At 64.3% G+C, this 12248-nt stretch carries 8 protein-coding genes; 5 read left to right on the top strand and 3 right to left on the bottom strand.

Translation table 11 applies throughout. From position 1 onward, the window contains the following. Positions 1–38 precede the first annotated feature (38 nt). The 3 genes from ACMFWR_RS10495 to ACMFWR_RS10485 form a co-directional block, all read right to left on the bottom strand. On the bottom strand, positions 39–1199 hold the full coding sequence (locus ACMFWR_RS10495; RefSeq protein WP_413191616.1) for a patatin-like phospholipase family protein: 1161 nt from the start codon (positions 1197–1199) through the stop codon (positions 39–41). 102 nt (positions 1200–1301) lie between these two features. Then, positions 1302–4070, bottom strand: coding sequence for an MGH1-like glycoside hydrolase domain-containing protein (locus ACMFWR_RS10490; protein ID WP_413191615.1), 2769 nt, complete (start codon positions 4068–4070; stop codon positions 1302–1304). Positions 4071–4322: 252 nt separating this feature from the next. Then, positions 4323–6335, bottom strand: a complete 2013-nt coding sequence (locus tag ACMFWR_RS10485; RefSeq protein WP_413191614.1) for an amylo-alpha-1,6-glucosidase — start codon at positions 6333–6335, stop codon at positions 4323–4325. A gap of 468 nt (positions 6336–6803) precedes the next feature. Between ACMFWR_RS10485 and ACMFWR_RS10480 the strand changes: the two genes are divergently transcribed. Genes ACMFWR_RS10480 through ACMFWR_RS10460 form a run of 5 tightly spaced genes read left to right on the top strand, consistent with a single transcriptional unit; the run spans position 6804 to position 12244 of the window. After that, positions 6804–7259: a MarR family winged helix-turn-helix transcriptional regulator gene (locus ACMFWR_RS10480; protein ID WP_413191613.1), complete on the top strand. Its 456-nt coding sequence runs from the start codon at positions 6804–6806 to the stop codon at positions 7257–7259. A 16-nt stretch (positions 7260–7275) separates the two neighbouring features. Continuing rightward, positions 7276–9345, top strand: a complete 2070-nt coding sequence (locus tag ACMFWR_RS10475) for an FUSC family protein (RefSeq protein ID WP_413191612.1) — start codon at positions 7276–7278, stop codon at positions 9343–9345. Between the two features lie 34 nt (positions 9346–9379). Then, complete coding sequence (locus ACMFWR_RS10470) at positions 9380–9580, top strand: DUF1656 domain-containing protein (RefSeq protein ID WP_413191611.1); 201 nt, start codon at positions 9380–9382, stop codon at positions 9578–9580. A 16-nt stretch (positions 9581–9596) separates the two neighbouring features. After that, positions 9597–10763: an efflux RND transporter periplasmic adaptor subunit gene (locus ACMFWR_RS10465; RefSeq protein WP_413191610.1), complete on the top strand. Its 1167-nt coding sequence runs from the start codon at positions 9597–9599 to the stop codon at positions 10761–10763. Beyond that, positions 10760–12244, top strand: a complete 1485-nt coding sequence (locus ACMFWR_RS10460; RefSeq protein ID WP_413191609.1) for an efflux transporter outer membrane subunit — start codon at positions 10760–10762, stop codon at positions 12242–12244. The genes ACMFWR_RS10465 and ACMFWR_RS10460 overlap by 4 nt, the downstream gene beginning before the upstream one ends. The last annotated feature ends 4 nt before the right edge of the window (positions 12245–12248 follow it).

Genomic DNA, 12248 nt, shown 5'->3' with positions numbered 1-12248 from the left:
GCTCGTGCAACCCGAGTCCGCTCAAACCGCGTCCGTTGTCAGGCAGCGGGGGCTTCACCGGAGCGGTGGGCCGCCCCCGTGCGGTGAACCGCAATCCCTTCCATCGGATCGAGCGGCTCGTCCCAGGGAGCGCGTGCAATGGCGTGCTGTGTGTCGGTGTAACCGGCGGACCAGCGCCGGCCAATGCCGCTCAGTGAGAAGTCGATATCCTTGTTGATATCGTCGCCGTCGAACAGCGGCGCATCGAGTTCGACGACATGCATCGTCGTGCCGCATCCCCAGGCCATCAATGCCTTGACCTCGCTCTGCGCACGCTCGTCGTCGGGCAAATGAGCCGAAAGCTCACGAATCACGTGGCGCAAGCGGTGGATCTGGCGCTGGCGTTCGAGATGACTTTCCGCGCGGCTCGAATATTGAATATCGCGCTGACGCCCCATCGCCTGTTGAATCGATACCGGCTCGGGACCGCTCGACGGCCAGAGCTGCACCGAGAAAATGACCGAATCGCGACGGGGATTGTCGTCGAGCACGGCCTCGAGCGGAGTATTGGAGTAGATGCCGCCGTCCCAGTACGCTTCGCCATCCACGCGCACTGAAGGGAAACCCGGCGGAAACGCGGCCGATGCCATGACATGCTCCACACGCATGTCCGCATCGCGGTTCGTGAAGTAACGCATGCGCCCGGAACCCACATTAACGGTCCCGACGGTCAGGCGAGTCGCCCGGGCGTTCAGATAGTCAAAGTCGACGAGCTTGCGCAAGGTGTCACGCAGTGGGGCCGTCGAGTAAAACGACGCGCCGTCCGTCCCGACTTCGGCGTGCAGTCCCTTCCACACGCTGTCGCTGGGCGAGAAAAACGAAGGGATCCCGCGCGTCACGATCAGCAGGTCGCGGATCCAGTTTTCGAATGCCGGAAGCAAGCCCGGCGCGGCCAGCGTGCGTTGCGCGACGCTGTCCCAGAACTCGCGCAGGCGTTCGAGCCGGCGCTCGGGCGGGTTGCCGGCGATGATCGCACCGTTAATCGCGCCGATCGACGTGCCGATCACCCAGTGGGGCTCGATCCCGGCTTCGTGCAGCGCCTGGTAGACGCCGGCCTGATAAGCACCCAGTGCACCGCCGCCCTGCAGCACGAGCACGACCTGCCCCGGCACGGTCACCGGTGAGTTCGCGGGCGTCGTCTGTTCGCTCGTGGACGGCATGGTCATCGCGTTCCCCGCTGAAGGATCGTTGCGTACGGATCAATGAAAGTCGATCGCCGGATGCCGATCGTTCGAAGACCTTACAGCAATCCTGCCCACTGGTCAGGGCGTGACGGGCTCCTCTTCGGCTTCGGCCTGGGCCGCGACCGGCACATCGGCCCCGTCGGCGGCCACGCGCGGCTGCAGCAACAGCGCGACCAGACCCGTCCAGCCGGTCTGATGCGACGCCCCGACGCCCCGCCCGTTATCGCCATGGAAGTACTCGTGAAACAGCACGAGATCGCGTGACTTCGGGTCGGCTTCGAGCAGCGGATACGCGGCCATGACGGGACGGCGGCCGTTTTCGTCGAGCAGGAACAGCCGTGTCAGCCGATCGCCGAGCGCGTGTGCAATGCCGTCGAGCGACTTCGTTTCGCCCGAGTGTGTCGGATATTCGACCTGGAATTCCGAGCCGTAGTACCGGTGAAACTCGTAGAGCGATTCGATCAGCAAATAGTTGACCGGCATCCAGATCGGGCCGCGCCAGTTCGAGTTGCCGCCGAATACACGCGAGTCGGACTCCGCGGGCAGATAGCGCACGCCGAAGCTGTTGCCGTTGTGCTTGTACTCGAACGGATTGTCGTGATGCACGCGCGACAGGGCGCGCACGCCATACGGCGACAGAAACTCGTTTTCGTCGAGCATGCGTCGCAACAGCGCCTTCATGCGGTGGCCGCGCAGCAAGGACAACAGCATCTGATTGCCCGAATTGCCTTTGGCCTGGGGCTCGTACCAGCGCGAGACGAGCTTGGCCAGATCGCGCCGATGGTTGAGAAACCAGAACAGTCGTTCGCGCAGCGAAGGAAGGTGTCCGTACACCTTCTGCGACAGGGTATGGACCGCGAACATCGGGATCAGACCCACGATCGAACGCACGCGCATGGGCACGGTCGACCCATCAGGGAGTCGCAGCACGTCGTAGAAGAACTGGTCGTCTTCGTCCCAGAGGCCGGTCTCGCACGTATCGCTCTTACCGACGGCCTCGGCGATATACAGGAAGTGTTCGAAGAACTTCACGCCGATGTCGACATAGACCGGATCTTCCGTCGCGAGCTCGAGCGCAATGCGCATCAGGTCGAGTGCGTACGCGGCCATCCAGGCCGTGCCATCCGCCTGATCGATGCGGCCGCCGGTCGGCAACGGCGACGAACGATCGAAGATGCCGACGTTATCGAGCCCCAGAAAGCCGCCCTGGAAGATATTGTGACCGTCGGCGTCCTTGCGGTTGACCCACCACGAGAAGTTGAGCAGCAGCTTGTGGAACACGCGCTCGAGAAACTCGCGATCGCCCTTGCCCGTCAGCACCTTGTCCATCTCGTACACGCGCCACGTGGCCCATGCGTGCACCGGCGGGTTCGCATCGCCATACGCCCACTCATAGGCCGGGATCTGACCGTTCGGGTGCAGATAACGATCCTTGACGAGCAGCAGCAACTGCTTCTTCGCGAAGTCGGGATCGATCAGCGCAAAAGCCACGGCGTGGAACGCCAGGTCCCATGACGCGTACCACGGGTACTCCCATTTGTCGGGCATCGACACGATGTCGCAGTTCGACAGGTGTCGCCAGTCGCGGTTGCGGCCTCGCTTGCGCGAGCGCGGCGGTGTCGGTTGCGTCTCGTCGCCGTCGAGCCACATCGCGATATCGATGTGGTAGTACTGCTTGGACCAGAGCATGCCTGCCAGTGCCTGGCGCTGGACGAGACGCGCGTCGTCGGACGTGAACTGGCATTGCACGGCAGCGTAGAACTCGTCCGCTTCTGCGCGGCGACGGGCGATCACGGCATCGTGGTCGAGCAAGGCGGGCCAGCGGGGACCATCGGCGCGCACGCGCAGATAGACGGTTTTCGTCTCTTCGCCCTGCAGCTCGAGGTGCACGTGTGCGGCCACGCGCGTGCCGCGGTCACGCCGGATCGCGTCTTCCCGCCCGCCGACGATGTAGTCGTTAAAGCCGTCCTTGAACGGGCCGGGGCCATCCATGTTGAACAGCCGGCGCACGTTGGTTTCGTTCTCGCAGAAAATCCAGTCGATCTCCTCTTCCGCGCTCGCGGTGATGACAAACGGCGGCTGCGACGGGTGATGCGCATAGATGCGCGACTCGGTACGCCCGCCATTGCCGTTGTCATCAGGCTCGATCTCGACATCGCGGCGATGCATCTCCGGCTTGGGCGTCTTCGTGTCCCACGACCACGTATTGCGCGCCCAGACCTGCGGAAGCAAATCGAGCACAGCGGCTTCAGTGCTCCGGTTCTCCACCGTCACGCGCATGACGATGTCGTCGGTGCCGTGCTTCGCGTATTCGACCGTCACATCGAAGTACTTGAGATCGTCGAACACACCGGTGTCGAGGACTTCGTATTCAGGCTGGTCGGGACCGCGCCGGCGGTTTTCCTCGACGAGGTCCGTGTACGGAAACGCTGCATGCGGGTACTTGTACAGCATGCGCATATACGAATGCGTCGGCGTGCCGTCGAGGTAAAAGTAGAGTTCCTTGACGTCCTCGCCGTGATTGCCTTCGGCGTTGGTGAGACCGAACAGACGTTCCTTGAGGATCGGATCATGCCCGTTCCACAGCGCGATCGAGATGCACCAGTCGAGCTTGTCGTCTCCAAACCCGGCAATACCGTCTTCGCCCCAGCGATAGGCTCGGCTGCGGGCATGCTCGTGGGGAAAGTAGTCCCAGGCGGTGCCATCTGCGCTGTAGTCCTCACGGACGGTGCCCCACTGGCGTTCGCTCAGGTAGGGCCCCCATTGGCGCCAATGGACAAGATCGGGACCGTGCAGACGTTGGCCTTCGACGGTGGCGAGCAGCTTGGCGGGACAAAGCGGCGGCATGGCATTCCTCGTTCAGGCGGGCGCAGCGAGTCGAACTCGCGGACCAGAAACGAAAATGTAGCGCATCCCGAAGACCCCGTCTGTGCGCGGTGCACAAAGCCCGTGCATTACGGGCCGGCATGTGGGGTCCGCTTAGAGGGCCAGGCAGGCATAAAGGGCCGGCATGCCGAGGTCGAACACGGCCTGCGCCCGACGCGTCCATTCAAACCTGCTTCGAGGGCCCGTACCAAGCGTCGACGGTTCAGCCCCGACTCAGGCCCATGCATCTCCCGGGTCGCGAACCTCGGGCGCGTGACGCAGCCAGTGTTCGATCCGGATCAGCTCGCCGAGCGACCAGGCCTGAAACGGCGCGCCGCGTGGCGTATGCGGTGCATCGCCATCGGCGATCTCCGACACGTGGCCGAGCCCCGCCGTTTTCAAATGGGCCAGCAGCGGCGCAAGGAACCGGTCTCGTGCTTCAGCCCGCGTCGCCGCCGTCGAGCCATGCACGCGTAACCACGCGTCAACGAACGGGCCCATCAGCCAGGGCCAGACCGTGCCCTGGTGATATGCCGCGTCGCGCTCACGCGGGCCGCCCAGATAGCGCCCGCAATAGTCGCGGTCGTGCGGCGACAGCGTACGCAGGCCCAGCGGTGTCCAGAGTTCCGCCTCGACCTGCGCAACGACCTGCTCGGCCTGGTCCCTCGCAAGCAGCCCGTACGGGAGCCCGCCGACCGCAAAGATCTGGTTGGGCCGGATCTTGCTGTCGATCTTGCCGGGTTCATGATCGGCATCCACGACGTCGAGCAGGCCCGCGGCCGCGGACCGCGTGAATCGCTCACGAAACGACGCATTCGCGCGGTGCTCAAGCGAGCGCCATGCATCGGTCCAGTGACTTGCGATGCGCAGCGCATTCACCCAGAGCGCCTGGATTTCGACGGGCTTGCCAACGCGCGGCGTGACAACCCACGAGTCCACCTTCGCATCCATCCAGGTCAATTGCACGCCGGGCACCCCCGCGCGGATCAGGCCATCCGCGTCCGCTCCGATCGCGAAGCGCGTGCCGCGTGCGTACCCGTCGAGAATCGCATCTACGGCATGACGCAGCGTGGCTTGCGTGTGCGCACAGGCATGCCCGGTCGCCAGGTAGTCATGCACGGCGATCACATACCAGAGTGACGCATCGACCGAGTTGTACTCGGGCTCGCCCCCGTCGTCGGGAAAGCGGTTCGGCATCATGCCTTCCGATACGACGCCGGCCCAGCTCACGAGAATCGCTTCGGCCTCGGCAAGGCGTCCGGTGGCAAGCATCAGGCCGCGCATGGCGATAAACGTGTCGCGGCCCCAGTCGGTGAACCATGGAAAACCGGCGACCAGCGTACGGCCCTGCCCGCGCGACACCAGATAGGCGTCGGCGGCACGCTCGACCGGTGTCGGGAATGCCATGCGCCTTGCGTATTCAGTACGCGCGAGCGCTTCAGCATGAGCGTGCGCGTCGGCACCCGACAGACTGCCCGCGTGGAGCACCATGGCGGCATCGGTCGCATGCAGGTCGAACGAAAACACGCCCGGAGACGCGAGATCCTCGGTCGCATCGAGCCCGCGTTCGCGTTCTGCACGATACAGAAAGTTGCGATACCACTCGGGCGCGTGCGCGTAGGTTCCGTTGCTCAGCACGGCGATCCCCGGCAAACCGTTATAGGGACGCCAGCCGACATTGCCATCGCCCGTGCGTTCGAAATCGAAGACGGGGTTCTCGTGATGCAGACTGTGATAGTCACGGCCGGATAACAGCAGCCTGACGTTCAATGTGATGCGTGCGCCCGGATTGTGGCTGCCATTGTGGCCGCCGTTGTGGACACCGTTTTGGCCGCCCTCGCGCGCGAGTTCGACGCCCTCGCCGGCCGGCTCGGCGCGCCAGCGTAATACCGTTTCGCACGACGCCTTGGTGACGAACAGCTCAAACACGATGTCGCCGGCGTCGCCGAGCGAAAAACGCCAGGTCGGCCAGGGTGTCGTATCAAATGCCGTGAGGTACGACGTGCAGTCCGGGTAGACCACGTCGGGCATATAGCGCTGTGTACTCAACGCCACCCGCGCGTTATCCGTCTCGACCCACGCCTCAAATCCCTGGACCAGCGCATAGCGGCCGGTCGGGGGCTTGGTCGCCGTCAGCAGCAGTGCGTGATAGCGGCGCGTGCGCTCGCCGCCCACGGTCCCCGAGGCAAAGCCGCCGTGGCCATCGGGTTCCAGCCATTCCGCATCGAGATCGAAGCGTTCGGACATGTTTCGCAGACGAGTTTTGCAAAAGAAAGTGTGCGCGCCCCTGTACGACTTGCGACTTTGCTGACGGCGCCGATGCGTGATCTTACGCTGCCCGATCGCGTTTGCGCCGCACAAGCCGATCGGCCCCACGGCACGTGCCCATGTCGCCCTGCGCGTTCGACACGGCTTGCGCACAATCTGGCAAACGTGTGCCGAATCGTCCAGAACCGGTATTCGACGCGGATCACGTGCATCGCCTGCCCGACCCGTGTCACCGCATTGTCATGGGGCAAGAACGATGCAGTGAGTGGCCCGAAGGCAAGGAGGCAGGCGCGCCAGCAACGTCGCCCCGAAGCACTTCGAAGGATCGCCCCCGTTGCGCCTTGCGATGCGGTGAACGATGCAATAAGCGGGTGCAGTGAGTGGGTGCAGTGACGTCGCGTAATTCAATAGCTTGCTATCGAATTAATTAATATCTAAAATGCTGCGATGCCCAATATCCATGATCTCCGGCGGTCGGTGACCGGCCGACTCGTACGCGTCGCGCGCCAATGGCGTCGCGTGTCGCATCACGTCATCTCGGGGTACGGGGTGTCCGAGGCGTGCGCGACGCCGCTGCTCATGATCGGGCGGCTCGGCGAAGGCGTGCGCCAGGGGACGCTCGCCGAATACGTCGGCATCGAAGGCCCCTCGCTGGTGCGCCTGCTGGACCAGCTTTGCAGCGCGGGACTCGCGCGGCGCGAAGAAGACCCTGCGGACGGACGCGCAAAGACCATCTGGCTGACCGATGCGGGCCGCGCCGTATGCGAAAAGATCGAGGACGCGCTGATTTCGCTGCGTGCCGAGAAGCTCAAGGGGATCAACGCCAGCGATCTCGCCGCGACTTTGCGCGTGTTCAAGGCCATCGAGCTCGCCGCGGCGCCCGACGCGCCCGAAGACCACTAGAACAGTACTGCCACGTATGCCGCTGCCTTCATCACGCGACTGGATTTACTCGGTAAAGACGTTTGCCGCGTCGATGCTCGCGCTTTATCTTGCACTCAAGTTCGAGTTGCCTCGCCCGTACTGGGCGATGGCCTCTGTCTATATTGCGTCCAACCCCTTCGTCGGCGCGACGACGTCGAAGGCGTTGTACCGTGCGCTGGGCACGCTGCTCGGTGCGTCGGGTGCGGTCTTCCTGCTGCCGCCGCTCGCGCAAACGCCGGTTCTCTTCAGCCTGGCGATCGCGGTCTGGATGGGCGTCATGCTGTATATGGCGATCTCCGACCGCACGGCCCGATCCTATGTCTTTCTGCTCGCGGGCTATACCCTGCCGCTGATTGCACTGCCGACGGTCAACAACCCGGCCACGGTGTTCGACGTCGCCATCGCGCGCTTTGAAGAGATTACGCTCGGCGTGGTGTGCGCGGCGGTCGTCAATTCGCTGATCCTCCCGAGCAAGCTTGCGCCCGTGCTCGCTGAGCGTACGGTTGCCTGGTTCAGCGACGCGGCGTTCTACGCTGCCGAGGCGCTTGGCGGCCGCGCGGCAGGTCAGCAGCTCGTCGATACGCGGCAGCGCATGGCGGCCACCATCAACGCGCTCGAAATGCTGCTGAGCCAGCTGAGCCACGACGGCACCCGCCCGGATGTCGTGCGCAAGGCGCGCGAACTTCACGGCCGCATGAGCGTGCTGCTGCCGATCATTTCGGCGCTCGCCGATCCCCTGCGCGTCTTCCGCCAGAGCGCGCTGCCCACCGAGGCCGCGATCTCGCGGGTTGTCGACGACGTCGTCGAGTGGATCGACACGACCCATCGTCGTCCAGGTGAACACGACGACGCCGATATCGCGCGCGGCGCCGCACGCTTGCAGTCCGCTTTCGCCGCGCTCGAGCCCGCCGCCGATGCGCTCAGGACCTGGGAAGGCGCGATCGTGTCGAGCGTGCTCTGGCGCTTGCGTTTGCTCGTCGAGCTTTGGCAGGATTGCGTGACGCTTCAGCACGCCATCTCCGCCGACCGGCGCGACCGGTTCGAGCCTGCCTTCCGGCACTGGCGTTTCGGCGGCACCGAGCCTTTTTTTGATCGCGGCATCATGCTCTTCTCGACGCTCTCGGCCATCAGCGCAGTGTTCGTGGCCTGCATGCTCTGGATCGTGACCGGCTGGCAAGACGGCGCGGGTGGCGTCTCACTCGCAGCCGTGGCCTGCTGCTTCTTCGCCGCACTCGACGATCCCGCGCCATCGGTGTTCAAGTTCTTTACGTCGACGGCGGCGAGCGTGGTCATTGCCGGGCTCTATATCTTCGTCGTCCTGCCGCAGGTGCACGACTTCCCGATGCTCGTCATCCTGTTTGCGGTGCCATTCATTCTGGTCGGCACGCTGATTCCTCAGCCCCGCTTTGCACTGGCGACCATGCTTGTCGCGGTCAACACAGCGACCTTTATCAGTATCCAGAGCGCCTACGATTCGAATATCGAGATCTTCCTGAACAGCAATCTGTCCGGGTTGGTCGGGCTGCTGTTCGCGTATGTCTGGACACGTGTGACGCGCCCCTTCGGCACCGAGCTCGCGGCGCGCCGGATCGTCGAATCGTCGTGGCGCGACGTGATCGCCGCGGCCTCGCCGCATGAACTCGGTGCTCAACGCAATATGGCTTCACGCATGTTCGACCGGCTGATGCAGTTGTTGCCGCGCCTCGGTTCGGCCGACGGCGCGACGCATCCGTCAATCGACAGCCTGCGTGACTTGCGAATCGGTTTGAATACGCTGGATCTGCAGGCCGAACGCGAGAAGGTGCGGCCGAACCTTCGTTCGGCCATCGATCTCGTGCTGCGCGAAGTACGGCTGCATTTCGAACGTTGCGTGGCGCATGGCGGTCGTCTTGCACCGCCCAAAGCCCTGCTGATGGCGATCGACACCGCGCTTGAAGGCACCGTCAACGTGCCGGCCGAGTCGGTGCAGCGCGAATCGATGCATGCGCTCGTATCGCTGCGCCTTGCCGCGTTTCCGAATACGCCGCCTCCCCTTAACCCCGACGCCTCATCCAGTCCATCGTGAACGTGACATCCTTGAACCGCACCGGAGGTGCACGATGATCGGCGAAGTCGACATTCTGGGTGTGTTTATTCCCGCTTTGCTGTGGATGATGCTGATCGCCTATGTCATCAGCCTTGCAGTACGAAAGGTGTTGTCGCATACGCGCTTCTATCAGTACGTGTGGCACCGCTCGATCTTCGATCTCGGCCTCTACGTGATCGTGCTTGGCATTGTCGTATCGCTTACCCATCGTTGATGAATTGGCTTACAACGTGAAAAAACCTTTCTTCTCCGTCGCGCTGCTCGCACGGATCGCGTTCACCCTGGTGATCGTTGCGATTGCCGCGTTCGTGCTCTGGCGTCTGGTCGGCTACTACATGTTTTCGCCATGGACACGCGATGGCCGCGTCGGCACCAATGTGATCGAGGTCGCCCCCGACGTCTCGGGTCTGATCGTCGACGTGCGGGTCAACGACAATCAGGCTGTGACCAAGGGGCAGGTGCTCTTCGTGATCGACAACGCGCGCTTCCAGCTCGCGCTGAATCAGGCCGAAGCGACCTCGGCCCAGCGCAAGGCGACGCTCGACGAAGCGCGCCGCGAGTTTGTGCGTAACAAAGGTCTGGGTGACCTCGTCGCGAAGGAAGTGCTCGAGGAAAGCCAGACGCGTGTCGACACTGCCGCAGCTTCGTATCAGGACGCCCAGGTGGCGCTCGGCGTCGCGCGCCTGAACCTCGAACGCGCAACGATCAAGAGCCCCGTGGATGGCTATCTGAGCGACCGGGCGCCGCGCGTCGGCGAATTCGCCGCATCGGGGCGCGCCGTGCTCGCGGTCGTCGACGCCAACTCTTTCCACGTCGACGGCTACTTCGAAGAAACGAAGCTGCACGGCATCCAGGTCGGGCAAAAGGTGCTTGTCAAGGTCATGGGTGAAGACAAGCCGCTGCGCGGTCATGTGCAAAGCATCGTGGCCGCCATCGAGGACCGCGATCGCGCAACGAGCGGCAGCCTGCTGCCCAACGTCAACCCCGCCTTCAGCTGGGTGCGGCTCGCACAGCGCATTCCGGTACGCGTGATGCTCGACGAGGTGCCGCCCGACTTCCGGCTGATCGCCGGACGCACGGCGACCGTCGCGATCGATGAGCCGTCGCTGTACCAGCACGGCTGGGCGCGTCCGGCTTTTGACGAGCCGGCTGCGTCGGGTGCGTCCGGCGCCTCCGCGGCCTCAGCTTCGCCTGCCGCGTCGAATAGCGCTTCAAACAACGCTTCAAATAGCGCTGCAAGTTCCGCGGCGCCGGGCGCGCAGTCGACCTCGGGCACCAGCCCGGCATCGGCCGCAACGGGCGCCCCCTCCACGACCGCAGGATCGGCACCGGGTGCTGCCGCTGCGTCGGGTTCTGCATCGCACCCGGAACAGCCTGCTAGTGGACGTGCAAGATGAAAGCCGTACTCCGACATACCGCCCTGGGTGCCCTGCTGCTGTGTGCAGCGGCATGCACGGTCGGCCCGAACTATGAAGTGCCCAAGGAGGCCGCCGTCAACAATCCGGCGGCTGCCGGATCGCTGACGACAGCAAGCGGCAAGGAAGTCACCGACGCCGACGTACCGCCGAACTGGTGGCATCTGTACGACGACCCGACGCTGAACCAGCTCGTCGAAGACGCGCTGCATTCGAATACGAACCTGCGCGTGGCCGCGGCGAATATCGCTCGCGCGACGTTTTCGATGCAGGCCGCCGAAGAAGCCGGCGGCTTTTCCGGCAAGACCAGTGCGGCTGTGGCTCGCGCTCAGGAGTCGGGTGAAGCCTTTCTGCTCACCGAGAAGGTGCCCGTCGTCAATGAAGGCGACTTCGGCATCGCGGTGTCGTATCAGCTCGATCTGTTCGGCCTGATCCGGCGCGGCGTCGAAGCGTCGAGCGACGACCGCGATGCGACGGTCGCGGCGGCCGACGTCACGCGCATCACCGTGGTGGCAGACGTCGTGCGCTCGTATGTCGAGAACTGCGCAGCGGGCGATGAGTTGAACGTCGCACAGCATTCGCTCGACCTTCAAAACCAGAGTCTCGCGCTCACCAAACGGCTTCGCGATGCGGGCCGCGCGAACGAGCCCGAGGTCACGCGTTCGCAAACCCAGACCGCCACGTTGCGCGCCGATATTCCGCGCTTTACGGCGCGCAAGCGCATCGCACTGTATCGGCTCGCGATGCTCACGGGCCGCGCGCCGAATGAACTGCCGGCAGACATTGGCACCTGCGACAAGCTGCCACGTCTGGCGCAGGCCATCCCGGTCGGTGATGGCGCCGCCTTGCTCAAGCGTCGTCCCGACGTGCGAGAGTCCGAACGCAAGCTCGCTGCGGCAACCGCTCGCATCGGCATCGCGACCGCTGCGCTCTATCCGAATGTGAGCATCGGCGCCTCGGCAGGCTTCACCGGTGTGCTCGAAGACATCCCTCAGAGCCCGACCGCACGATGGAATTTCGGTCCGCTCGTGTCGTGGAATTTCCCGATCAACGGACAACGTCAGCGCGTGCACGAGGCCGAAGCGACGACGTCGGCCGCACTGGCGTCATTCGACGGTGTGGTGCTCAATGCGCTGCGCGAAACCGAGAGTTCGCTGGCGACGTACTCAGCCGATCTCTCGCGCTCGGACGAACTCCGGGACGCGCAGCTATCGGCGCGCAAATCGGCGGATCAGACCCATCGCTTCTATCTTGCGGGGCGACAATCGTCGCTTGCCGACCTCGACGCGCAACGCACGCTCGCATCCGTCGACGCGCAGGTCGCGGCGGCCGAAGCGCAGGTCTCGATCGATCAGGTCAATCTCTTCCTCGCGCTGGGCGGCGGATGGGAACAGGACGCAGCAGCTCAACCGCAGGCCGCCGGGAAACCTGCCACGGCCGCGTCGGGGTCGAGCGCTCAGTAAATTC

The organism is Pararobbsia alpina (assembly GCF_965118125.1).
In the GTDB taxonomy this organism is placed as follows: domain Bacteria; phylum Pseudomonadota; class Gammaproteobacteria; order Burkholderiales; family Burkholderiaceae; genus Pararobbsia; species Pararobbsia alpina_A.
This window is presented reverse-complemented; position numbering and strand designations above follow the sequence as displayed.